This is a genomic window from Aureimonas sp. AU20 (genome assembly GCF_001442755.1).
Lineage (GTDB): Bacteria > Pseudomonadota > Alphaproteobacteria > Rhizobiales > Rhizobiaceae > Aureimonas.
The window spans coordinates 2,555,221-2,579,362 of the sequence record NZ_CP006367.1 but is presented as its reverse complement, the minus strand read 5'-3'; the positions used below and the strand labels follow the sequence as shown (position 1 = coordinate 2,579,362).

Genomic DNA, 24,142 nt, shown 5'->3' with positions numbered 1-24,142 from the left:
TTGCGCGAGGCGCTGGCCGAGCGGGCGCGTCCAGACGACCCCGACGCTGAACCCCGCGCTTTCTCTGAAGCTCAGATCGTGACGCTTAGGGCCATGTTGGCCCGGATCATTCCAACGGCCGCGGCCTACGGGATCGATATTGCCCTCCGACTGGACCGGATGATGGGGGATCAGGACGGAAACGGCTGGCGTTACGAAGCCCTTCCGACAGACCCGAACGCCTACAAGATTGGGCTCGACACGCTGGATGCTATCGCGCGCCACCGAGATGGAGCAGATTTCGCGACACTCGACGGCGCATCGCAGGACGAAATTCTGGAGGCGATTGCCGCGGCGGATGATCTCAGATCAAGCGACTCAACCTTGTTCGACGCCAAGCAGATGGCGCTTTGGTTCGAGGAGGTGCGGTCCGATTCCGTCCGGCATTACGTCGCCCACCCCGCTGTGATGGCTCGCATCGGATATTCCGGCTTCGCGAATGGCGGCGAGACGGGCGAGCGGTTTGTCGGCTTTCGCAAGGTCGCAATCGGCGAGCGCGAGACTTGGGAACCCGAGCCGATTTCTCCAGCCGCAGGGCAGAGCGTCCGATGAGGCTCGACCTGATGGCGCGCTACGGATTGGACGAGACGGTCGATGCCGTGGTGATCGGAACGGGGGCGGGCGGTTCGCCCTTGCTCGCACGTTTGGCCTCCGCTGGCCTGCGTGTCGTCGCGCTGGAAGCGGGATCGAATCGGTCCCAAGAGGAGTATGCCGCCGACGAGACCTTGTCGTCGGACCTCTACTGGATGGACGAGCGGATCAGCGGTGGCTCGATGCCGGAAGCGTTCGGCGCCAACAATAGCGGTGTCGGCGTCGGCGGTTCCATGCTGCACTGGGGCGCCTTCGTGCCCCGTGCTGACGGGCGCGACCTTCGGCTTCAAACCGAAACAGGCAAGGGGCGCGACTGGCCTCTGCGGCTGGAAGACCTCGTGCCCTATTACGAGGAGATCGAGCGCTTTGTTGGCGTGTCGGGTCCTGCCTCCTATCCGTGGGACCCCGCGCGCGGCTATGGCCTCCCGCCCGTGCTTCGGAACGCACCGGCGCAAGCCATGGCGGCGGGCTGTGCCGCGATTGGCGCGACGGCGAGCGACGGCCCGGTTGCGGTCGTCTCCCGGCGCTTTGAGCAGGCGGATGGTCCCACGCGTGAGGCTTGCGTTAATTGCGGCTACTGCCATCAGGGTTGCCGCAACGGGGCCAAGACGTCGATGGACGTGACCTATCTCCCACTTGCCGTGGCAAGGGGTGCCGAGATCCGAGACGAGTGTTTCGCTACTCATTTCGAGTTCGACACGCAGGGACGCGTCATCGCCGTCGTCTATCTCCAGGGTGAGCGCGAGGTCCGGCAGCGCTGCGCGGCCGTGTTCCTTTGCGCCGGCGCGATCGAGACGCCGCGCCTTCTTCTGCGTCAGGGCATCGCGAACTCGAGCGGACAAGTTGGGCGCAATTACACCGCCCATGTCGCGACGCAAGTCTGGGGCACGTTTCCAACAGAGATGCGGATGAACAAGGGCTATCCTTCAGCCCTCATCACCGAGGATATGCTGCGCCCCAAAAACGCGGATTTCGCGGGTGGCTATCTCGTGCAAAGCCTCGGCGTCGTCTTGCAGACCTGGGCCGATCAGGTGGCGCGGGGAAGAGGGCTCTGGGGCCAGCGGCTGACCGACTATCTCGATTGCTACAATCACGTCGCCGGCATCGGCATCAACGGCGAGGGGCTGCCGAGCGACGACAACTACCTGATCCTGTCGGACGAGCTGGACGGCCGCGGCATGCCGAAGCCGATCATCCGCTTCGGCTATGGCGAGAACGAGAAGCGGCTTCGCGCACATGCCATCGGTTTCATGAAATCGGTCTGGGAAGCCGCCGGCGCAAGCGACATCTGGGTGCTGGACCGCACGGCCCATACGATCGGGACATGCCGCATGGGGACGAATGCTGGCGAGAATGTCGTCGATCCCCATGGCCGCAGTTTCGACATTCCCAATCTTTGGATCGCCGACAATTCGGTCTTCCCGAGTTCGCTCGCCGCCAACCCAGCACTGACGATCATGGCGCTCAGCCTGCGCACGGCCGATGGCTTCCTCGGAAAGCATGGGTCCGTCTGACAGCTTCCAGTCCGCCACGTCGAAACGTTAAAGGCCCGGCGGTTTCCGCCGGGCCTTTAACGTTTTAGAAGTCCTGACGAATTTGTTCCGCCTTTGTTCTTGCATTCGACTGAAATATGGAACAAATTGAGAACACAGCTTGATGGAGATTGAAATGCTGGTTCTCAGAGAAATCGCCTCGCTCACCGCCGTCTCCGCCTTCGTGGCGAGCTTTGCGCTTATCCTTCACCTGATGTGATCGCCCGTCCGTCGAAAGACGGGGACATCCGACGACGCGGGCTGGACTCTGGCCTATGAATTGGGACACTGACGAATTCCTTGCCGAAGATATCGACAACGAGTCGCTTGGCGAACTCGAGGTCGATGCGCGGCTCGGCGGTCGCCTGGACGGCGTCCGCGCGGACACCGGGGATCTCGTCATGGCCGAAGAGAAGAAGGGCGCTCCTGCGCCTCTACGTTTCGTTCATCTTCGCGTGCACAGCGCCTATTCGCTTCTCGAAGGCGCGCTCCGGGTCGATCAGATCATCAAATTCGCGAAGGCGGACGGCGCGCCGGCCATCGGCATCGCCGACACCGGCAATCTCTTCGGTGCGCTGGAGTTCTCCGAGAAGGCCGCGAAGTCCGGCATCCAGCCTATCATCGGTTGCCAGATCGATGTCGAGTTTAGCGATGTCGAGGGCAACCCGCGCGATCGATCCGGCTTCGGCTCATCCGGCTCGCTGGTCCTGATGGCGGCCACCGAGCGGGGCTACGAGAATCTCGTGGAACTCGTCTCGCGTTCCTATCTCGCACATGACGGCAACATGCGCCCTCATGTCCTGGTAGACTGGCTGGGGGAGCATGCCGAGGGCGTCATCGCCCTGACCGGCGGTCCGCTCGGGCCGATCGGCACGGCCATCACCGCCGGGCAGGGGCTGGTCGCTCGCGCGCGTCTGGAAAAGCTCGCCGGCTTCTTCGGCGACCGGCTCTATGTCGAGCTCCAGCGGCATGAGGGGCGGGGGCGTCGCACCGAGGGAGAGACGGTCGCGCTCGCCTACGAGCTTGGCCTGCCACTGGTCGCGACCAACGAGCCCTTCTTCTTCTGCAACGAGGATTTCGACGCGCATGACGCGCTGATTGCCGTCGCCTGCAATCGGCTGGTCAGCCACGAGGACCGCCGCCGCCTGACGCGCGACCATTGCCTGAAGTCGCAGGACGACATGGCGCTGCTCTTCGCCGACCTGCCGGAGGCGATCGAGAACACGATCGAGATCGCGCGCCGCTGCTCCTACCGCGTGCGCACCCGCAAGCCAATTCTGCCGCGCTTTGCCGGTGCCGATGCTGATGCCACCCAGGCCGAGCTGGCGGAATCATCCGAGCTGCGCCGACAGGCGCAGGAGGGGCTGGAGATGCGTCTGGCCGCTCATGGCCCGGCGGCGGGCCAGACGGAAGAGAGCTATCGCGAGCGGCTCGAATTCGAGCTTTCGGTCATCGAACGCATGAAGTTCCCCGGCTATTTCCTGATCGTGGCGGACTTCATCAAATGGGCCAAGGCGCAGGGGATTCCGGTGGGGCCCGGCCGTGGCTCGGGCGCGGGGTCGCTGGTGGCCTATTCGCTGACCATCACCGATCTCGACCCGCTTCGCTTCGCACTTCTCTTCGAGCGCTTCCTCAATCCGGACCGCGTGTCGATGCCCGACTTCGACATCGACTTCTGCCAGGACCGGCGCGAAGAGGTGATCCGCTACGTCCAGCAGAAATACGGTCGCGAGCAGGTCGCGCAGATCATCACCTTCGGGTCGATGCAAGCGCGCGCCGTGCTGCGCGACGTCGGCCGCGTGCTCGAAATGAGCTACGGCCATGTCGACAAGCTCTGCAAGCTCGTGCCCCAGAACCCAGCCAATCCGGTCACGCTCGCCCAGGCGCTGGAGGACGAGCCACGCCTACAGGAGGAGCGGCGCAAGGAGGAGGTGGTGGACCGCCTTCTCAGCATCGCCTTGAAGCTGGAAGGCCTCTATCGACACGCCTCGACCCACGCCGCCGGCATCGTGATCGGCGACCGGCCGCTGTCGAAGCTCGTGCCGATGTATCGCGATCCGCGCTCCGACATGCCGGTCACCCAGTTCAACATGAAATGGGTGGAGCAGGCGGGCCTCGTGAAATTCGATTTCCTTGGCCTCAAGACGCTGACGACGCTGAAGACCGCCGTTGACCTCATCGCGCGTCGCGGCGAGCGGATCGATCTCGGCGCAGTGCCTTTGGAGGACAAGCCGACTTACGATCTCCTGACGCGCGGCGAGACGGTCGGCGTGTTCCAGGTGGAATCGGTCGGCATGCGCAAGGCGCTGATCGGCATGAGGCCCGACCGGTTCGAGGACATCGTGGCACTGGTCGCGCTTTATCGCCCGGGCCCGATGGAGAACATCCCGGTCTACAACGCGCGCAAGCACAAGGAAGAAGAAGTCGAGATCATCCACCCGAAGATCGAGCCGATTCTTCGGGAGACGCAGGGCGTCATCATCTACCAGGAACAGGTGATGCAGATCGCGCAGGTCCTGTCCGGCTACACGCTGGGCGAGGCCGATCTGCTGCGCCGCGCCATGGGCAAGAAGATTCGCGCCGAGATGGACGTGCAGCGGGTGCGCTTCGTCGAAGGCTGCGTCAAGAACGGCATTCCGAAGGCGCAGTCCAACACGATCTTCGACCTTCTGGCCAAGTTCGCCGACTACGGCTTCAACAAGAGCCACGCCGCCGCTTATGCGCTGGTTTCGTACCATACGGCCTATCTGAAGGCGAACTACCCGGTCGAGTTCCTGGCCGCGTCCATGACGCTGGACATGGGCAACACCGACAAGCTCAACGACTTCCGATTGGACGCCAAGCGTCTTGGCATCCTCGTCGTGCCGCCCTCCGTGCAGCGGTCCCACCGGGCGTTCGAGGTGCAGGACGGGCAGATCATCTACGCGCTCGCCGCCATCAAGGGCGTCGGCGAACAGGCCGTGGACCACATCGTGGAGCGGCGGCAGGATGGAGGGGCGTTCAAGAGCCTCGAAGATTTCTGCGCCCGAATCGACCCGAAGATCGTCAACAAGCGGACGCTGGAACATCTGATCGCCGCTGGCGCGCTGGACAGTTTCGGTCTCGACCGCGCCAAGCTCTGCGGCAATCTGGAAAAGCTGGCGTCCTATGCCGCGCTGGCGCAAGAGGGCAGGACTTCTGGCCAGCACGACATGTTCGGCGGCAGCGGCGAGCCGGAGCCGCTGCGTCTGGCCGACGTGCCGGGTTGGACGACGACGGAGAAGCTTCTTCGCGAGTTCCAGTCGATCGGCTTCTATCTCTCGGCCCATCCATTGGACGAGTACAAGGATGCGATGAAGCGGCTGAAGGTCCAATCCTATGCCGAGGTCGTGGCCGGCGTGCGCAAGGGCCAGACGGCGGGCCGGCTGGCGGGAACGGTGACCTCGCGCCAGGAGCGCAAAACCCGCACGGGCGGCAAGATCGGCATCGTCCAGCTCTCGGACGCGACGGGTCAGTACGAGATCGTCCTGTTCACGGAAACTCTGATCGCCTTCCGCGACAAGCTGGAGCCGGGCGCTTCGGTCATCGTCACCGTTTCGGCGGAGGACCGGCCGGAGGGCATTTCCCTGCGTGCATCTGGCGTCCAATCCCTGGAGGCAGAGGCGGAGAAGATGCAGAAGGCGCTACGCATCTTCCTGCGCGACGCCAAGCCCTTCTCCCTGTTTCAGAACCAGCTTCGCGCCGGAGGAGACAGCGATGTGTCGCTGATCCTCCTTCGCGACGATGGCGAGCGGGAAGTGGAGATCGCGCTTCCCGGCAAGTTCCGCGTTTCGCCACAGATGGCGAGCGCCATCAAGGCTTCGCCCGGCGTGATAGACGTGGAACTGGCCTGAGGTGAAGGGCGTCTAGCGGCGCTCTTCGTTCGCATTCGCCAAGAGCACCGTGATCTTCGCGGCCGCGTCGCGCCAGTCCTCGGCGCGCTGTGTGCCATGGGGCATGGGCGGGAGATGCGCGCGAAACTCGCGATTGGCCATGAGATGCACGAGATGGATGTCCGGCGCACTGCGCCGCGCGCCCTCCAGATTGGGTGGAAGATCGTCCACGAAGACGATGGGCCCGCGCCAGCGTTGCCGCATCTCGGCAATCAGGCCGCCTTTTGAGCGTTCCGTCGCGATCATCGGATCGCTCAGCCCATGGCTGTCCAGAAGCGCCCGTCGCTGCTTGTAGTAGCTCGGCGTCATCGCCGTGAGATAGACGACGTCCGCTTTCTGTCGCAGGTCTGCTAGGGCTTCCACTACGCCATCCACGGGGGCTTGGCGCTCGGTCTGGTCGGCATAAAGGAGCGCCGTGATCCGATCCAGCTCATGGCCCGATACGGCGGCGCCAGTCGAGATCGAGCGCACGTTCCCTGTCAGACGGAAGCTTTCGAAATGCAGCTTGGCGCCATGCTCCGCCAGAAGTTCGCAGAAGGGTGCGATGAAATGCAGCACCACTTCGTCCACATCCAGAACGATCAATGCGTCATGGTTCTTGGGAAGAGCGTCGATCGTGGGTCCGACTGTCGTCATCAGGAATAGGATTCCGCATAAGGCCCGGCCATCACTCGCCGCGCGGCCGCCACACGCTCGGGAGGCACGTCGATATGAGCGGCGAAATCCGTCAGGATCCGCTCGTCGGACAGAACGAAATCGAGCACGCCAGCGAGGAACGCCGGCTCGTCGGCGGCTTGGCGCAGGTTTTCGAGTTCAAGACCGGTGAGGCGCAGGAACCGGCTGAACAGAAGGCCGTCGCTGGCGATAAAGGACAAAGCTTCGACCGCGAGACCCGATGCGGTCTGCTGGGCTTCATGGTTTCCGCTACGGTAGTTCTCGTTAATCATAATCGTAGCCTTCATCCTTCGAAGAGCGAGATTGCCGAATTGTTAAATCAAATTGCTCTAGCTTTGCCTATTGAAGGTCGGGAACCGGGTGAGATCACGCCTGGCAGAGGGTATGCGTATGACCAAGACCGTCATGATCGTCGAGGACAACGAGCTCAATATGAAGCTCTTCCGCGACCTGATCGAGGCTCACGGCTATCGCACGGTGCAGACCCGTTCGGGGTTGACCGCGGTCGATCTCGCGCGTGAACATCGCCCTGACCTCATTCTCATGGATATCCAGCTTCCCGAGGTTTCCGGCCTCGACGTCACGCGCGATCTGAAGGCCGATCCCGAACTGCGGTCGATTCCCGTCATCGCTGTGACGGCTTTTGCCATGAAGGGCGACGAGGAGCGAATCCGCAAGGGCGGATGCGAAGCCTATATCTCGAAGCCGATCTCCGTCCTGAAATTTATCGAAACCATCAAGTCCTTCCTCGGCGACGCCTGAGCCATGTCTGCCCGGATCCTCGTGGTGGACGACATGCCGGTCAATCGCCGGCTGATGCAGGCGCAGCTATCCGAGGAGTATTTCGAGGTTCTGCTCGCCTCGTCCGGCCCAGAGGCACTTGATATCTGCCGCCGCGAGATGGTCGATCTCGTTCTGCTCGACGTGATGATGCCGGATATGGATGGGTACGAGGTCTGCCGCCGTCTGAAGGCGGAGCCGACGACGCTGCATATCCCGGTGGTGCTCGTCACGGCGCTCGACCAGCAGGCGGACCGCGTTCGCGGCCTCGAGGCCGGGGCGGACGATTTCCTGACCAAGCCCGTGCGCGGACTACCGCTCTTCTCGCGCATCCGCAGCCTGACCCGCCTGAAGATGCTCACGGACGAACTGCGCGTGCGCGCCGAGACGGCAGCGCGGGTCGTGGCGGAGCCCTGGAATCTCGGAGCCGAGACCATGGGGCGGAACGGTCGCCTCTGCGCGATGATGGCCCGGCCGGAGGAAGCGCTTCGGCTCAAACGCCTCGTCGGCGCCGAACATACGATCGTGCCGGCTACGGAGCCCGAGGCGGCCTTGAACCCCGCCGAGCCGGTCGACCTTTTCATCCTCGATCTCCAGGCCGAAGCGTTCGATGCCTTGCGCCTGTGTTCGCGCCTGCGGTCCAACGAAGGCACGCGCCAGACGCCGATCCTGTTGATCGCGGGACCGGAGGATGAGGCGCGCGTCACGCGCGGCCTGGAACTGGGGGCCAACGACTATTGTCAGCGCCCGCTCGACCCGAACGAACTGCTGGCGCGCATTCGCACCCAGATCAAGCGCAGACGATACGACGAAGGCCTGCGGCGCAGCGTGCAGACGACGATCGAGCTTGCGACGATCGATCCTCTGACCGGCCTCTACAATCGTCGCTTTCTCGACGGGCATCTGGCTCAGGCAAGCGAACAGTCCGCTCGCAGCGGCAGACCGCTCTGCGTCCTGATCCTCGATATCGATCACTTCAAGCAGATCAACGACACCTATGGCCATGATGTCGGAGACGAGGTGCTTCGTCAGTTCGCGGAGCGCGTGCGTCGCAGCCTTCGTGCCAGCGATCTCGCGGCACGGATCGGCGGCGAGGAGTTCGCGCTTCTCATGCCCGACACCGATCTTGCCTCCGCCGAGGGTGCGGCGGAACGGCTGCGCAAGTTGATCGAGGTGGAACCCTTCGAGGTCCAGGATCTGGCAATACCCGTGACGTCCAGCGTGGGGCTTGCCAGGTTGAACGGGATGGAACCGCGCGGGCTGATGAAGCGAGCCGACATCGCGCTTTACGAGGCGAAGCGGGGCGGGCGAAACCGCGTCGTCGTCGCCAGCGATCTCTCGACGGCCGGACCTTAACCATTCCTAAAACGAATGGGAGCATTTTGCATTATCGAGATTGATTCCCCTTCGATTCTCGGCAAGTCTGGAAGGGTAGGGTTTCGAGGTCACAGACAAGCGTCTGTTCTCAGTTTCCCCATGGAATGCTCAGGTCCGCCGCATCTCCTGGGTCCCGTGGGGCGGTCGGCCGGCAGCTGGTCATACGCGGTATCCTCGTGCCGCGATCGGCGCGCCGGCCGACCACTTTTACAGCTTCGATCATATGCTTGCTGCCACGCTAGAGGTCGCCTCTAGGGTCGGCGAGCTTCAGCGATCAGAACCAACCCGTAGCCGATATGGCGATATAGCGGCGATGGGGTGAACTGCTCCCCCTAGGGGAGGGTTCAAAGCTTGACGCGCCCTCCGTGACCATTCCCGACACGAAATCGCTCCCGCTCCAGGCAAGCACGCTTTGGCGTGCCTCGACGCTTGATGCGATGGTGGTGTTCTGCGTCACGCCGAGCCGACTTTCAAACTCCGTACGATCGCTGTCTCACAGCCTATCCCCCAAACGAAAAACGCCGCCCGGAAGGGGCGGCGTTCTCGAAATCCGAAACGGACGAAGACTTACTTGATCTTGGTCTCGCGGAACTCGACATGCTTGCGAGCGACCGGATCGTACTTCGTCTTGACCATCTTGTCGGTCATCGTACGGCTGTTCTTCGTGGTGACGTAGAAGAAGCCGGTGTCAGCCGTGCTGAGCAGCTTGATCTTGATCGTTGTAGCCTTGGCCATTGTGCGTCCATCCTGGCGAATCGTGGCCCTGCGTCTGACGGCGGGCCGAACAGGCGTCGCACGGGGCATGCAGGACATTAGAGATTGTATCTGGCCCATCTCGCCAAGCGACACAAGCCGAACAGGCGCACGAAACCATGCGCCCTTATCGCGGCGAACACTACTTATGGAGACGCCGAAGTCAAGGTCTTCGGGCTCCAACAGGTCGTCTCAGCTATCGCTTTCCTCGCCCCGTCCGCCGAACCCATGCATCCGCATGGCCCATTGAAGACCGATCGTGGCGCCTTTCAGAGGCCGAAGCAGCACAAGCGAGAGAGCAATCGTAACGGGAACCCAGATGGCCAGATGCGCCCAGAGCGGCAGGTCCGTGACCTGTTCCATGCCCATGAACAGCGCGACCACCAAATGGCCGACGATGAAGATCGTGAGATAGGGGGGCAGATCGTCGGCCCGATGGTGCTCGAACGCTTCACCGCAAGCTTCGCACCGATCGACGCTTTTGAGATAGCCCGAGAAGAGCCGCCCCTTGCCGCAACGCGGGCAGCGCATGAGGAAGCCACGCCCCATGGCCTGCAGCGTATCGCGCGGCTCGCCCGCGTCGCTCGCCGCCGGTTCCAGAACGTTCGCATGAGACTCATGAGGGGCGATGGTCATCGCTTTCCCCGTCCTTTCCCAGCGGCCGCCTTCGGGCCCTTGCCGGCGGGCTTTGGCGTGCGCCCGGGCCGATGGAGACGGTGGCCGCGCCGCGCCGCCTTGTGGAACGAGCCGGTCGTGGCCGGCAGCTCCCGTGGTTCGGACAGCATCTCGAATCGCATCGAGCCGGCCAGCGGCACGGCTTCCACCAGCTTCACCTCGACCGAATCGCCCAGCCGAAAGCCACGCTTCGAACGCTCGCCGACGAGGGAATGGCCGACTTCGTCATAGTGGTAGTAGTCGGCGCCCAAAGTCGAGATCGGAATGAAACCGTCGGCGCCGAATGTCGGCAACTGGACGAACAGGCCCGACTTGGTGACGCCCTGAATCTTACCCTCGAACTCCTCGCCCAGCCGGTCGGCGAGGTGATGAGCGATAAGGCGGTCCACCGTGTCGCGCTCGGCCGCCATGGCGCGGCGCTCCGCCTGACTGATCGCCTCGGCGGTCTCTTCCAGATGCTCCTCGTCCTCGCGGCTCAAGCCGCCATCACCGAGACCCAACGCCTTCACCAGAGCGCGGTGGACGATGAGATCGGCGTAGCGGCGGATCGGCGAGGTGAAATGCGCGTAGCGCATGAGATTGAGGCCGAAATGGCCGAGATTCTCGGGTGTGTAGACGGCCTGGCTCTGCGAGCGCAGAACGACCTCGTTCACCAGGCTCTCGTGCTCGGTGTCCTTCACGGCGTGGAGAATGCCGTTGAAATTGGCAGGCCGCAGGGCACCGGTCTTCGCGAGCGGTAAATCCAGCGTGCGCAGGAAGTCGCGCAGCGTTTCCAGCCTCGCGAGCGAGGGCGAATCGTGGACGCGGTAGATCAGCGCCTGTTTCTGCTGCTCCAACGCCTCTGCCGCGGCGACGTTGGCCTGGATCATGAACTCTTCGATCAGCTTGTGCGCGTCGAGCCGTTCGGGAAGGATGACGCGATCGACCCGGCCGGCCGCATCGAGCACGATCTTGCGCTCGGGCAGGTCGAGATCGAGCGGCGCGCGCCGGTCGCGCGCGTGCTTCAACGCGGCATAGGCGTCCCAAAGCGGGCGGAGGACGCTGGCGACGATCTGCGGATCGACCAGCTTTTCCGTCCCGTCGATCGCTCCCTGGGCGTCCTGATAGGCGATCTTGGCATGGCTGCGCATCATGATGCGATGGAAGCGATGCGAGCGCTTGTCGCCGTCGCGGTCGAAGATCATGCGCACGGCCAGCGCCGGTCGGTCGACGCCTTCGCGCAGCGAACAAAGATCATTTGAAATCCGCTCGGGCAGCATCGGGACGACGCGGTCTGGGAAATAGACCGAGTTGCCGCGCAGCTTGGCCTCCGCGTCGAGCTTCGAATGCGGCCGGACGTACCAAGAGACGTCGGCGATCGCGACCGTCACCACGAACCCGTCGGGATTGGACGGATCGCTGTCGATAGCGGCGTGGACCGCGTCGTCGTGATCCTTGGCGTCGCGCGGGTCGATTGTGACCAGCGGCAGATCGCGCCAGTCCTCGCGATGCGCCATGGTCGCCGGACCGGCCGCGTCGGCCTCCGCCAGAACCGATTTCGGGAAGACATGCGGAATCGAATGCGCGTGCAGCGCGATGGTGGAGATCGCCTTTTCGGTGTGAAGCGAGCCGATCACTTCGGCAATCGATCCCATCGGCAGGCCGGCGCGCATGCGCTGCGACGGCTCGACCTCAACGAGATCGCCATCCTTGGCGCCTCGCGTGTCGCCGGGGCCGACGACGAATTCGTGCTGGCGCCGCTCGACAGGCTCCACCCTGCCGCCGCCGCCAGCCGTCTCGCGGAAGACGCCAAGCGGCCGAGCAGTCTTGCGATCGAGCAGGCGAATGACGTCGGCCGCCGGACCTTCCGGCGCGTCGAAGTCGAGCTGCGCCAGGATGCGATCTCCGATCCCGGCGATGGCGGCCTGGTCGCGCTTCTGGCGCACGGTGAAGCGGGGACGGGGACCGAGATCGCTCTCGTCCCAGCCAACCGGGTCGGCCAGAAGGCCGCCTTCGTCGTCGCGGTCGCGGATTTCGAGAACCGTGACGGTCGGCGGCGCGCCGGGGCGGGTGTATTGCTTGCGACCGCCAGCCAGGAGGCCGTCGGCCTGGAGATCGGCGATGATGTCCTTGAGCGCGACCCGTGCCTCGCCCTTGACCCCGAAGGCCTTTGCCAGATCGCGCTTGGTGGCGCGGTCCGGGTGGTCCGCGATGAAGCGCAGGACCGCCTCCCGGCTCAGCGAGCGTTCGTCGGTGGTCGGGATCGCTCGCTTGGCCATGGAACTCCTTACTTCGCCTTTGCCTTCGGCGCCTTGATCAACTCGGTCTTGGGAGCGGCGGGCCGTGCGGGGGGCTCGTCGCTCCTGGCGGCCGGCTTGGCCGCCGCGCGCTTGGCCGGTGCCTTCTTCGGCTTCTCCGCCGCGTCGCCCTCGGCGGGGGCCGCTTTCTTGGGGGCCGCCTTCTTCGGCGCGGCTTTCTTGGTCGGCGCCTTGCCCGACTTTTCCGCCCGCTCGTTCAGAAGCTGGATCGCTTCCTCCAGCGTGACGGAGGCCGGGTCCTTCGACTTCGGAAGGGTCGCGTTGATCTTGCCGACGTTGACATAGGGACCGAAGCGCCCTTCGCGCACGGTGATTTCGCCGCCGAAGGTCGGATGCTCGCCGAGCGTCGCCAAAGCGGCCGGCGTCGCGCGACCGCGCGGACCCTTTTCCTTCTTCTCGGCGATCACGGTCACGGCCCGGTTGAGACCGATCTCGAACACGTCCTCCACCGTCTCCAGATTGGCATAGCCGCCGTCATGCTGGAGGAACGGGCCGTAGCGGCCGAGGCCCGCCAGGATCGGCTTGCCGGACTCGGGATGGAGGCCAACCTCGCGGGGCAGGGACAGCAGCCTGCGAGCCTTCTCGAAGTCGATATCGCCAACCAGCCAGCCTTTCGGCAGGGAGGCGCGCTTGGCTTCCTTGCCGTCGCCGCGTTGGACATAGGGCCCAAAGCGGCCCGAGCGCAGGGTGATCGGCTCGCCCGAATCCGGGTCGCTGCCGAGATCCTTTGGCTCGTTCAGGCCGCCATCGCCTTCCACGCCCTCGGCCGAGAGATTGGATCCGAGCTGGCGCGTGTAGCCGCAGTCGGGATAGTTCGAACAGCCGACGAAAGCGCCGAACTTGCCCAGCTTGAGGCTGAGCTTGCCCTGAGCGCAACGCGGGCAGACGCGCGGGTCCGTCCCGTCGCCCCGGTCGGGGAAGACGAGCGGAGCCAGTTCCTCGTTCAGCGCGTCGAGAACGTCGGTGACGCGAAGTTCCTTGGTGCCGTCGACCTGCGCCGAGAAGTCCTTCCAGAACTCGCGCAGCACGTCCTTCCAAGACAGTTCGCCCGCCGAAATGCGGTCGAGCTGGCCTTCCAGGTCGGCGGTAAAATCGTACTCGACGTACTTTTCGAAGAAGTTGTGCAGGAAGGCCGTGACCAGCCGGCCCTTGGAATCGGGCAGAAGCTTGCGCTTGTCCTGCACGATGTATTCGCGGTCCTGCAGCGTCTGCAGGGTGGCGGCATAGGTGGAGGGGCGGCCGATGCCGAGCTCTTCCATCCGCTTGATCAGCGAGGCTTCCGAGAAGCGGGGAGGCGGCTCGGTGAAATGCTGGGTCGGGTTGACCGCCAGCTTTTTCAGTCCGTCCTGCGGCTTGATCTCGGGCAGGCGGGCGGAATCGTCTTCCTCTGCCTCCTGGTCGGCCTGGGTCTTGGAATCGTCGCGGTGGTCCTGATAGGCGCCGATGAAGCCCTCGAAGCGGATCACCGAACCGGTGGCGCGCAGCTGCGCCTTCTGAGCGCCGTTCTCGGCCGCGATCTCGACCGTGGTGCGCTCGATCTCGGCCGAGGCCATCTGGCTGGCGATGGCGCGCTTCCAGATCAGGTCGTAGAGGCGCGCCTGATCGCGGTCGAGAAAGCGCTCCATGTCCTTCGGCAGGCGCATGAAGCTGGTCGGGCGGATCGCCTCGTGCGCTTCCTGCGCATTCTTCGCCTTGGTCGAGTAGAGACGCGGCTTCTCCGGCACATAGCGTTTGCCGAAGGTTTCGCCGATCGCCTCGCGCGCCGCGTCGATGGCTTCGGGCGCCATCTGCACGCCGTCGGTTCGCATATAGGTGATGAGGCCGACCGTCTCGCCGCCGATATCCATGCCTTCATAGAGGCGCTGGGCGATCTGCATCGTGCGCGAGGCGCCGAAGCCGAGCTTGGCGGAGGCCGCCTGCTGCAGGCTGGACGTGGTGAAGGGCGGCGAGGGGTTGCGCTTGGTGGGCTTGGCCTCGACGCTGACGGCGCGGAACGAGGCGCCGTTCAGCATGTCGCGAATGGCGAAGGCGCGTGTCTCGTTGTTGATCGACAGGCGCTGCAGCCGCTCGCCCTCGAAGGCGGTGAGGCGCGCCTCGAAATCCTCGCCGCGCGGCGTCGAGAGCTTGGCGGCGATCTGCCAGTACTCGTCGGTCTTGAAGCGCTCGATCTCGGCTTCGCGATCGCAGACGAGCCGCAGCGCCACGGACTGGACGCGGCCGGCCGAGCGCGCGCCGGGTAGCTTGCGCCAGAGCACCGGCGACAGCGTGAAGCCGACGAGATAGTCGAGCGCCCGGCGGGCGAGATAGGCGTCCACCAGCGGCACGTCGATCTCGCGCGGATTGGCCATCGCGTCGAGCACGGCGTTCTTGGTGATGGCGTTGAAGACGACGCGGCTGACCGGCTTGTCCTTCAGCACCTTCTTTTCGCGCAGGACTTCCAGCACATGCCAGGAAATGGCTTCGCCTTCGCGATCCGGGTCGGTCGCGAGGATCAGCGCGTCGGCGTTCTTCAAGGCGGCGGCGATGTCGCTCAGGCGCTTCTGCGAGGGCTTGTCCACCTCCCAGTCCATGGAGAAGTCGTCGTCGGGACGCACCGACCCGTCCTTCGCCGGGAGATCCCGAACGTGACCGAAAGACGCCAGCACCGTGTAGTTGCTGCCGAGATATTTGTTGATCGTCTTCGCTTTTGCAGGCGATTCGACGATGACCACGTCCATGTGCACGTCCTGGGAAAGGCGGTCGGGCAAAGCCGACGCGCCGGAATATCGCTTCGTTCACATGGACAGCCCAAGCGCGTGGGTCAACCCGTCCGCTGCAACAGCGGGGCGGCGCAATCAAGGAAGAAGCGAAACGCGGCCACCGGAATGGCGCTCCAGACGGCCCGCGAGTTCCAGCTCCAGGAGCGTCAGATGGATCGCCGCCGGGGCGACGCCACTATGGCTGGAGACATCGTCCAGCGAGACCGGAGCGACGCCGAGGGCCCGAAGGATGCGCTCGCGTTCGCCATTTGCGGGCTCGGCATTCCCTTCGAAGAATGTCGGCTCGGACTCGCTCGGCACCGCGCGGCGCTCGGCCATCGGTTGAAGCGCATGGAGCAGGTCGGCGGTCTCGGTCGCCAGATGCGCGCCGTCCTTTAGAAGCGCGTTGGTGCCGGCGGATCGCGCTTCCAGCGGCGAACCCGGCACCGCGAAGACCAGACGGCCCATCTCGGCACCAAGGCGCGCGCTGATCAACGAGCCAGAGCGCAGCGAGGCTTCCACGACGAGCACGGCCAGCGACAGGCCGACCACGATGCGGTTTCTCCTTGGGAAATCCACCGCGCGCGGCTCCCAACCGAAGGGCATTTCGGTGACAAGGCATCCGCCACGATCCACGATCTGGCGCATCAAGGGCTTGTTCTGAGGCGGATAGGGGCGGTCGAGCCCGCCGGCGAAGACGCCGATGGTTCCCGTCTCCAAAGCGGCCTCATGGGCCACCGTGTCTATGCCGCGCGCGAGGCCGGACGCGATGACATAGCCGGCCTGCCCGAGTTCGGTCGCGAACATACGCGTCAGCCGGCCGCCGGCGGCGGCGGCGTTGCGCGAGCCGACGATGGCGACGCTGGGCTTGGCGAGACAAGTGACCTCGCCCATGACGGAAAGAAGCGGCGGGGCACCCTCGGCCGCGCGCAACGCCTGCGGATAGTCCGCCTCGTCATGGCAGAGAAGCCGCGCCCCGAACCGGCCGAGGCGCATGAATTCGGCTTCGGCCGCTTCGCTCGTGCAGATCGTGATGCGGCGCCGGGTGCCGCCGCGCGCGGCGAGTTCGGGCAGATGCGTCAGCGCGTCCGAGGCCGTGCCGAACCGACGCAGCAGGGCGTGAAAGGTCGCGGGTCCGACATTGTCGCTGCGGATCAGCCGCAGCCGCGCGAGGCGTTCCGCCTCGGAAAGCGAAGCTCGCTCTCCGGCCGCCAAGCTCATCCCTTGGACCCGATCCGGCTTTCGGTTCCTGCCAGGAGGCGGCGGATGTTGGGGATATGCTTGAGATAGACGAAGACGGTCAGGATAGCGGTGAGACCCGCCGCCATGGAATTGCCCAGAAGGAGATAGGCGATTGGCACGAGCAGCGTCGCCGTGAGCGCGGCGAGCGAGGAGTAGCGGAAGACTTTCGCCATTCCGAGCCACGCGGCGGCGAAGACGAGGATTCCGATCGGCGCGAAACCGAGAAGGACGCCGATATAGGTCGCGACGCCCTTGCCGCCCCGGAAGCCCAGCCAAACCGGAAAAAGATGCCCGAGAAAGGCCCCGAGCCCAGCTGCTGCTGCAGCCGGCGCGCCCCAGCGCCACGCGACGAGGATGGGGATCGTCGCCTTCAGGAGATCGCCTGCGAGCGTCAGAGCGGCGACCTTCTTGTTGCCCGTGCGCAGGACATTGGTGGCGCCGATATTGCCCGAGCCGATGGAGCGCAGGTCCCCCAGGCCGAACATCTTCGTCAGGATCAACCCGAAGGCGATCGTGCCGCAGAGATAGCCGACCGCGAGAAAGACGGCGATGGCCATTGGGGAACTGCCGGTCCAGATCATGCGGAGGTCCTCACAGCGGTCCGTTGGCGGTGTCGAAGACGGTGCGCCCGGCCACCACCGTGCGCATTACCTCACCCTGGAAGCGGGCGTTCTCGAAGGCCGAGTTCTTGGAACGCGACCGGATGCGCGTCTTGTCGTAGACGTAGGGCGCGTCCAGATCGACCAGCGCGAAGTCGGCCGGGCGGCCGGGCTCCAGCGTGCCCCGGTCGAGCTTGAGCAGCTTGGCCGGCGCGACCGTCAGGCACTCGATGATGCGGGCCAGTGGAACCTGGCCGGAATGATGGAGCCGGAGCGCCGCCGGAAGCAACGTTTCCAGCCCGATCGAGCCGGCTTCCGCGTCCGAGAAGGGGCGGCGCTTGCCGTCGGCGTCCTGCGGATCGTGCGAGGACACGATGACGTCGAGCGTGCCGTCGGCGATTCCCTCGATCATGGCCTGCCGGTCGTCTTCGGACCGCAACGGCGGCGACAGGCGGAAGAAGGTCCGATACTCGCCGATGTCGTTCTCGTTCAGCGACAGGTGATTGATGGAGACGCCGGCCGAGACTTTCGGGTTTTCGCGCTTGGCACGGCGCAAGACGTCGAGCGAGGCGGCGGTCGAAAGCTTGGCCGCGTGGTAGCGGCAGCCCGTGAGGGCTGCGAGGCGCAGGTCTCGCTCGAGCGGGATGATTTCCGCCTCGCGCGGGATGCCGGGCAGGCCGAGCCAGGATGCCAGCAGCCCCTCGTTCATGACGCCCGAACCTGTCAGATCGGCATCCTGCGTCTCGTGCAGGAAGAGCGCGTCGAAATCCCGGATATAGGTCATGATGCGACGGATCAGGGCGGGGTCGCGCAGCGTATGGCGCCCCTCCGTGAAGGCCAGCACACCAGCTTGGGCGAGAAGACCGATCTCCGTCATCTCCTTGCCCTTCAATCCCTTGGTGAGGGCCGCCGAAGGGAAGACGTTGATGATCGCGGTTTCTCGCGCCGTGCGCGAGACGAATTGCGCAAGGGCAAGATCGTCTATCACCGGGTCGGTGTCGGGCATGGTCAGGATCGACGTGACGCCGCCGGCGGCGGCCGCGCGGGACACGGAGCGGATCGTCTCGCGATGCTCTCCGCCCGGCTCGCCCATGAAGACGCGCGCGTCGACGAGTCCGGGGATCAGGAGCATCCCGCGCGCGTCGATCACCTCGGCGCCTTCGGGGAAGCCCTGGTTCTGCGCATTCCCGCCGGCGGCGAGGATGATGCCGTCTTCGGCGATCAGCGTTCCGACTTCGTCCAGGCGACGGGACGGGTCGAGAATTCGAGCATTGGCGACAACAAGCGGGCGGGAAACGACGGCGGTCATGCCCGGCCCTCGGCATGGTCTCCGACAAGCCATTCCATGACGGCCATGCGCACCGCGACGCCCATTTCCACCTGCTCCTCGATGACGCTCTGCGGACCGTCCGCAATGTCGGACGCGATCTCGACACCGCGATTCATCGGGCCGGGATGCATCACCAGCGCGTCCGGCTTCGCGCGCGAGAGCTTCTGTCCGTCCAGTCCGAAGAAGCGGAAATACTCTCGCACGGAAGGAACGAAGGAGCCTTCCATGCGCTCGCGCTGGAGGCGCAGCATCATGACCACGTCGGCGTCCCGCAGCCCGTCTTCCATGTTGCGGAACACGGTGACGCCCATCTGCTCGATGCCGGCCGGGAGCAGCGTGGAGGGCGCGACGACGCGCACGTCCGCGCCGAGCGCGTTGAGGAGAAGGATGTTGGAGCGGGCCACGCGGCTGTGGAGCACGTCGCCGCAGATCGCCACCACCAAGCGGGCGACGCGGCCCTTGTGCCGGCGGATGGTCAGGGCATCGAGAAGCGCCTGGGTCGGGTGCTCGTGCGCGCCGTCGCCAGCGTTCACGACGGAACAGCCGACCTTCTGGGCCAGCAGTGCGACGGCGCCGGCCGCATGGTGGCGCACGACGAGAAGATCGGGCCGCATTGCGTTCAGCGTCATGGCGGTGTCGATCAGCGTCTCGCCTTTTTTGACCGACGAGTTCGCCACCGACATGTTCATCACGTCGGCGCCAAGCCGTTTTCCCGCTAGCTCGAACGAGGCCTGGGTGCGGGTCGAGGCTTCGAAGAAAAGATTGATCTGGGTCCGCCCCCGAAGGGCGGACTTCTTCTTGTCCCGACCAAGGCTGACGGCGATCTCGCTTTCCGCGAGGTCCATGAGCTGGTGGATGTCGGGCAGCGACAATCCGGCGATGCCGAGAAGGTGCCGACGGGCGAGCGGAGTGTGCGAGGGCGCTGACATGTCGAGGTCCGCCTATAGGAGAAAGCACCCGCCGCCACAAGCGCGGGGAGGCGCCACGGCCGGCCCGTTAACCTTACCCGACTCTTTCGTTTGCGTCCCACAACGGATGGGGGGAGTTTCGCGTTAAGACTTCGTTAAGGATGGAGAGGGTGCGATGACGAGAGTCGCGACAAGCTTCGCCCTGAGCCTTTGGCTCGGGTTTCATGCGGTCACCGGTCTGTCGGAACTGGCGCATCTGGCGGGCATCGACGCCATCGGCGGCCACGCGCTGGAGCCCGCCGCCGCGGGAACGCCGGTCGCATCGCTCTTCGTCGCCGGCTTGACGCTCGGCACCGCCGGCCTTCTAGCGGTCGCTCTTCGTTCGCTTCATGGCGGAACCGATCGCCTGCGCCGCCAGGGCGAGCGCTTGAGCTTCGCCGGCATCGGCATCTGCTCGGCGATGGTGGTCGCCGCCGCGCTGTTCGGTCCGCCGCTTGCCCATGTGTTCGACCGGGTCGATCTCGCCTTCTGGTCGCTGTTCCTCAGCATCGTCGCGCTGGTGTTCGACCATGCGGTCTTTTCGGCCGATGACAGGGACGACGAACTGGCCTTCCGCAAGGCTCTGGCCGCGATCGAGCGGTCGGTGCCTGATCCCGCGCAACGTCACCCGGCGACGCGCAGGGCGGACGAGGATAGGCGCTGATGCGTTGGCTGCTTGGGCTCTGGTTCATGCCGATCTCGATCCTGACCGGCTGGCTCGGCCTCGCCTCGCAGGATGTCAGCTTCGGCCTCTTCTTCCTGACGCGGGACTTCTATGATCTGGTCTTCGGCGTCTACGCTCAGACGCTCGGGGTGCCGGCCGAAAGCCTGCCGCCTCTGGTGGTCCGAGCGCTGGTCTTGGATAGCGCGATCGTCATGGGCCTCTATGCCTTACGCCGTCGCAAGGCGATCGTGGCGCTGAGCAAGCGCGCTTATGCGAGATTTGCACCGTCGCCGCGTTCAAGCAGCGTCGAAAGCCTGTCCAGCGCCCCCTGAAGAATGAAGGACGCGGCGGCCGAGTCGATTCGCTCGGCCCGCTTGGCGCGAGAGACGTCCATCTCCAGCATTCCCCGTTCGGCCGCGACGGTTGAGAGCCGCTCGTCCCAGAAGGCGATCGGTCGCGGATCGAGCCGGAGATAGTTGCGAACGAAGGCGCGGGTCGATTGCGAGCGCACGCCTTCGCTGCCGTCCATGTTGAGCGGCAGGCCGATGACGATGCCTCCGCACTGCGACGCGTCGAGAACCTTTTGAAGGGCTGCGGCGTCGACCCCGAACTTGACCCGGCGCAGGACGGGGCGTGGAGTCGCGAAGCGCCAGCCGAGGTCGGAAATCGCGAGACCGATCGTCTTCGTGCCGAGATCGAGGCCCGCGAGCGTCTGGCTCTGTGGCACGATCGCGCCCAACTCTTCGATCTGAACCAGCGGCACACGCAACTCCTTGACCCTTTACGCCGGGCGCTACCTAATCGCGCGCAGTCCCGGCACTCTCGCCTCCGGCCTTGCGGCGAGGCGACGGAGATCCTTAGCATGAAGATGACCTATTTCGGCCACTCCGCCTTCCGCCTCGAAACCAGCGAGTCCGTCATCCTGATCGACCCGTTCCTTTCGGGGAACCCGCATTTCAGAGGCGACGTGGCGAAGGCGAGCGAGGGCGTCACGCATATTCTGCTGACGCACGGCCATTCCGATCACGTCGGCGACACGATCGAGATCGCCAAGCGCACGGGCGCCAAGGTGGTCGGCACTTTCGAGCTCGTTCAGTGGCTGAAGTCGAAAGGTGTGGAATCGATCGAGCCGGCCAACACAGGCGGCACGGTGAAGTTCGGCGACTTCTCGGTGACGCTGACCCAGGCCTTCCATTCCTCCGCGTCGATCGAGGAGGAGGGGCGCATCACCTATCTCGGCATGCCGAACGGCCTCGTCCTGCATTTCGCGGACGGCCCAAGCGTCTACCACATGGGCGACACCGACATCTTCAGCGACATGGCCCTGATCGAGGAACTGCACCATCCGCGAATCGGGCTCGTCCCGATCGGCGACCGGTTGACCATGGGCGCGGCAGTGGCGGCCCTGGCGTGCCGGCGCTACTTCAACTTCGAGACGATCATCCCGCTTCATTGGGGCACGATGCCGATCCTCGATCCCAACCCCGACAAGTTCATCGAGGCGATGGAGGATGAGTCGAACCGCGTCCGTCTGCCGCCGGTCGGCGAGCCCTTCGACATCTGACGGCTTTCGCGACATGCGACCATCCGGGGCCGGCCGACATTGCGTCGCGCCGGCCCCATGGCTATAGCGTTGGACGCAAGCTACCCGCTTCCAGAGGTCCAATGTCTGTCGATACCGCCACCGTTCGCCGTGTCGCGCGCCTCGCGCGGATTGCCGTCAGCGACGAAGACGTCACGACGATGGAGGGCGAGCTGAACGCCATCCTCGGCTTCGTCGAGCAGTTGCGAGAGGTGGACGTTTCCGGCGTCGAGCCGATGACATCGGTCATCCCGATGCAGATGAAGAAGCGCCAGGATGCGGTGACCGATGGCCACAAGGCCGACGACATCGTCGCCAACGCGCCTGCGACCGAAGACCATTACTTCATGGTCCCGAAGGTGGTGGAGTAAGGTGGCGTCCGTCGAGATCCGCGAGGAGACGCCGTTGCAGGACGACGTGCGCGCGCTGATCGCCGAGCTCAACGCGTTTCTCGAGCCGCTATGCCCGCCGGAATTCCGCTTCTGCATGACGGCGGAAGAGATGGCGGAGCCGAACACCACGGTCTTCGTCGCTCGCCGGAATGGTGTCGCGATCGGCTGCGGCGCGCTCCTGCGGCACGACGCCGAACTCGCCGAGGTGAAGCGCATGTATGTACGCGCGACCGAGCAGGGCCGTGGCGTCGGCGGCGCGATTTTGGAGCGGATCGTCGCGCGCGCCGAGGAAGAGGGCATCGCAATTCTCAAGCTCGAGACCGGCGACCAGCAGCCCGCCGCCTGCAAGATTTACGAACGCGCCGGCTTCCGACTTTGCCCGGCCTTCGCGGACTATCCCGAAAGCCCCTATTCCGTGTTCTACGAAAAGCCCCTCGCGCGCTCCGTCGCGGCCTGAGTGGCAGAAGTGATCGATACGAGCTCATGACCGACCTGACCGCCCTTACGATTGCCGAAGCCCGCGACGCGCTGAAGGCGAAGCAGTTCTCGGCCGTGGAACTGACCGACGCCTATCTCGTCGCGATCGAAGCCGCGAACGATGCGCTGAACGCCTATGTCGCTGTCACGCCAGATGCCGCGCGCCGCATGGCGCAGGCGTCCGATCTGCGTCTCGCGCGCGGCGAGGGCAAGGCGCTGGACGGCATCCCGCTCGGCATCAAGGATCTCTTCGCCACCGAAGGCGTCCACACGCAGGCCGCTTCGCACATTCTGGACGGGTTCAAGCCGCGCTACGAATCCACCGTGACGGCCAATCTATGGGCCGACGGTGCCGTCATGCTCGGCAAGCTGAACATGGACGAGTTCGCCATGGGCTCTTCCAACGAGAGCAGCCATTACGGGCCGACCGTCAACCCATGGCGCCGCGCGGGTTCCGACACGCCGCTCGTGCCGGGTGGTTCCTCCGGCGGTTCGTCGGCCGCCGTCGCCGCGCGTCTCTGCGCAGGCGCGACCGCCACCGACACGGGCGGCTCGATCCGCCAGCCCGCCGCCTTCACCGCCACCGTCGGCATCAAGCCGACCTATGGCCGCTGTTCGCGCTGGGGCGTCGTCGCCTATGCCTCGTCGCTGGATCAGGCAGGGCCGGTGGCGCGCGACGTGCGCGACGCCGCGATCCTTCTGAAATCCATGGCCTCGGTCGACGCCAAGGACACCACCTCCGTCGATCTTCCCGTGCCGGACTACGAGGCGGCCGTCGGCGGCTCGCTGAAGGGCAAGCGCATCGGCATCCCGCGCGAATATCGCGTCGAAGGCATGCCCGCCGAGATCGAGGCGCTCTGGAGCCAGGGTATCGCCTGGGCCAAGGAAGCTGGCGCCGAGATCGTCGAGGTCTCGCTGCCGCACACGAAATACGCTCTGCCGGCCTATTACATCGTCGCCATGGCGGAGGCTTCCTCGAACCTCGCGCGCTATGACGGCGTGCGCTACGGATTGCGCGTACCTGGGCGCGATATCGCCGACATGTACGAGCAGACCCGCGCCGCAGGCTTCGGCCGCGAGGTGAAGCGCCGCATCATGATTGGCACCTATGTGCTTTCGGCTGGCTACTACGACGCCTATTATCTCCAGGCGCAGAAGGTCCGCACGCTGATCAAGCGCGATTTCGAGCAGGTCTTCGACGCCGGGGTGGATGCGCTGCTGACGCCGGCGACGCCGTCCGCCGCCTTCGCGATCAACGACCAGACGCTCGCGTCGGACCCGGTCGCGATGTATCTGAACGACGTATTCACGGTGACGGTCAATCTCGCCGGGCTTCCCGCCATCTCGGTTCCGGCGGGTCTGTCGGGCGAGGGCACGCCGCTCGGCCTGCAGCTGATCGGACGTCCCTTCGGCGAGGAGACGCTGTTCACCGTCGCTTCCGTCATCGAGAAGGCGGCAGGCCGGTTCGCCCCGCAACGCTGGTGGTGAGCCGCTTCGCCTTCCTCCCGGCGGCACCACGTGCCGCCACCGCACCGTTTCGC

The 24,142-nt window shown here is 65.1% G+C and carries 22 protein-coding genes; 11 read left to right on the top strand and 11 right to left on the bottom strand.

All coding sequences use genetic code 11. The features are described from left to right. From M673_RS11440 to dnaE, 3 genes are all read left to right on the top strand, one after another. On the top strand, positions 1-591 hold the full coding sequence (locus M673_RS11440; protein ID WP_148640038.1) for a gluconate 2-dehydrogenase subunit 3 family protein: 591 nt from the start codon (positions 1-3) through the stop codon (positions 589-591). Then, the gene (locus tag M673_RS11435) at positions 588-2,144 is read left to right on the top strand and encodes a GMC family oxidoreductase (RefSeq protein ID WP_061976180.1); all 1,557 of its coding nucleotides are present in this window, start codon (positions 588-590) and stop codon (positions 2,142-2,144) included. Before M673_RS11440 ends, M673_RS11435 begins: the two co-directional genes overlap by 4 nt. A 419-nt stretch (positions 2,145-2,563) precedes the next feature. Then, positions 2,564-6,034 carry a DNA polymerase III subunit alpha gene (gene dnaE / locus M673_RS11430; RefSeq protein WP_061977807.1) on the top strand — a complete coding sequence of 1,157 codons (3,471 nt, stop codon included), beginning with the start codon at positions 2,564-2,566 and terminating at the stop codon, positions 6,032-6,034. 12 nt (positions 6,035-6,046) lie between these two features. On the opposite strand, the gene M673_RS11425 is transcribed toward dnaE, so the two are convergent. Together M673_RS11425 and M673_RS11420 are read right to left on the bottom strand one after the other, a co-directional pair. Next, positions 6,047-6,709: a hypothetical protein gene (locus tag M673_RS11425; protein ID WP_061976179.1), complete on the bottom strand. Its 663-nt coding sequence runs from the start codon at positions 6,707-6,709 to the stop codon at positions 6,047-6,049. After that, entirely contained in the window at positions 6,709-7,020 is a 312-nt protein-coding gene (locus M673_RS11420) for a DUF3572 domain-containing protein (protein WP_061976178.1), read from the bottom strand. The genes M673_RS11425 and M673_RS11420 overlap by 1 nt, the downstream gene beginning before the upstream one ends. A 118-nt stretch (positions 7,021-7,138) precedes the next feature. Here M673_RS11420 and M673_RS11415 point away from each other — a divergent pair, with 118 nt between their 5' ends. Beyond that, the gene (locus M673_RS11415) at positions 7,139-7,510 is read left to right on the top strand and encodes a response regulator (protein ID WP_058598284.1); all 372 of its coding nucleotides are present in this window, start codon (positions 7,139-7,141) and stop codon (positions 7,508-7,510) included. 3 nt (positions 7,511-7,513) lie between these two features. Beyond that, positions 7,514-8,884, top strand: coding sequence for a PleD family two-component system response regulator (locus tag M673_RS11410; protein ID WP_061976177.1), 1,371 nt, complete (start codon positions 7,514-7,516; stop codon positions 8,882-8,884). Between the two features lie 588 nt (positions 8,885-9,472). On the opposite strand, the gene rpmG is transcribed toward M673_RS11410, so the two are convergent. The 8 genes from rpmG to M673_RS11370 all read right to left on the bottom strand — a co-directional run bounded on the left by rpmG (position 9,473) and on the right by M673_RS11370 (position 19,468). Beyond that, entirely contained in the window at positions 9,473-9,640 is a 168-nt protein-coding gene (gene rpmG, locus M673_RS11405) for a 50S ribosomal protein L33 (RefSeq protein ID WP_019995293.1), read from the bottom strand. A 210-nt stretch (positions 9,641-9,850) separates the two neighbouring features. After that, on the bottom strand, positions 9,851-10,294 hold the full coding sequence (locus M673_RS11400) for a DUF983 domain-containing protein (RefSeq protein WP_082639376.1): 444 nt from the start codon (positions 10,292-10,294) through the stop codon (positions 9,851-9,853). Continuing rightward, positions 10,291-12,591: a ribonuclease R gene (rnr, locus tag M673_RS11395; protein WP_061976176.1), complete on the bottom strand. Its 2,301-nt coding sequence runs from the start codon at positions 12,589-12,591 to the stop codon at positions 10,291-10,293. Before rnr ends, M673_RS11400 begins: the two co-directional genes overlap by 4 nt. A gap of 8 nt (positions 12,592-12,599) precedes the next feature. After that, positions 12,600-15,347 (bottom strand): type I DNA topoisomerase, encoded by a 2,748-nt coding sequence (gene topA / locus M673_RS11390; protein WP_061977805.1) that lies wholly within the window; start codon positions 15,345-15,347, stop codon positions 12,600-12,602. Positions 15,348-15,464: 117 nt separating this feature from the next. After that, positions 15,465-16,589, bottom strand: coding sequence for a DNA-processing protein DprA (dprA, locus tag M673_RS11385; RefSeq protein ID WP_061976175.1), 1,125 nt, complete (start codon positions 16,587-16,589; stop codon positions 15,465-15,467). Continuing rightward, positions 16,586-17,191 (bottom strand): glycerol-3-phosphate 1-O-acyltransferase PlsY, encoded by a 606-nt coding sequence (gene plsY, locus M673_RS11380; protein ID WP_061976174.1) that lies wholly within the window; start codon positions 17,189-17,191, stop codon positions 16,586-16,588. The genes dprA and plsY overlap by 4 nt, the downstream gene beginning before the upstream one ends. A 10-nt stretch (positions 17,192-17,201) precedes the next feature. After that, a complete protein-coding gene (locus tag M673_RS11375; protein WP_061976173.1) occupies positions 17,202-18,518 on the bottom strand; it encodes a dihydroorotase in 1,317 nt (438 codons plus the stop codon). Beyond that, a complete protein-coding gene (locus tag M673_RS11370) occupies positions 18,515-19,468 on the bottom strand; it encodes an aspartate carbamoyltransferase catalytic subunit (protein ID WP_061976172.1) in 954 nt (317 codons plus the stop codon). Before M673_RS11370 ends, M673_RS11375 begins: the two co-directional genes overlap by 4 nt. 154 nt (positions 19,469-19,622) lie before the next feature. On the opposite strand from M673_RS11370, the gene M673_RS11365 reads away from it, so the two are divergent. Then, positions 19,623-20,150 (top strand): hypothetical protein, encoded by a 528-nt coding sequence (locus M673_RS11365; protein ID WP_061976171.1) that lies wholly within the window; start codon positions 19,623-19,625, stop codon positions 20,148-20,150. After that, positions 20,150-20,482, top strand: a complete 333-nt coding sequence (locus M673_RS11360; RefSeq protein ID WP_061976170.1) for a DUF6105 family protein — start codon at positions 20,150-20,152, stop codon at positions 20,480-20,482. The genes M673_RS11365 and M673_RS11360 overlap by 1 nt, the downstream gene beginning before the upstream one ends. Here M673_RS11360 and ruvX read toward each other — a convergent pair. Beyond that, on the bottom strand, positions 20,419-20,913 hold the full coding sequence (ruvX, locus tag M673_RS11355) for a Holliday junction resolvase RuvX (protein ID WP_061976169.1): 495 nt from the start codon (positions 20,911-20,913) through the stop codon (positions 20,419-20,421). The genes M673_RS11360 and ruvX overlap by 64 nt on opposite strands. A gap of 99 nt (positions 20,914-21,012) precedes the next feature. Between ruvX and M673_RS11350 the strand changes: the two genes are divergently transcribed. From M673_RS11350 to gatA, 4 genes are all read left to right on the top strand, one after another. After that, the gene (locus tag M673_RS11350; RefSeq protein WP_061976168.1) at positions 21,013-21,714 is read left to right on the top strand and encodes a metal-dependent hydrolase; all 702 of its coding nucleotides are present in this window, start codon (positions 21,013-21,015) and stop codon (positions 21,712-21,714) included. 101 nt (positions 21,715-21,815) lie between these two features. Next, positions 21,816-22,103: an Asp-tRNA(Asn)/Glu-tRNA(Gln) amidotransferase subunit GatC gene (gene gatC / locus M673_RS11345; protein WP_061976167.1), complete on the top strand. Its 288-nt coding sequence runs from the start codon at positions 21,816-21,818 to the stop codon at positions 22,101-22,103. A 1-nt stretch (position 22,104) separates the two neighbouring features. Further along, a complete protein-coding gene (locus M673_RS11340) occupies positions 22,105-22,581 on the top strand; it encodes a GNAT family N-acetyltransferase (protein WP_061976166.1) in 477 nt (158 codons plus the stop codon). 26 nt (positions 22,582-22,607) lie between these two features. After that, positions 22,608-24,089: an Asp-tRNA(Asn)/Glu-tRNA(Gln) amidotransferase subunit GatA gene (gene gatA / locus M673_RS11335; protein WP_061976165.1), complete on the top strand. Its 1,482-nt coding sequence runs from the start codon at positions 22,608-22,610 to the stop codon at positions 24,087-24,089. Positions 24,090-24,142 lie beyond the last annotated feature (53 nt).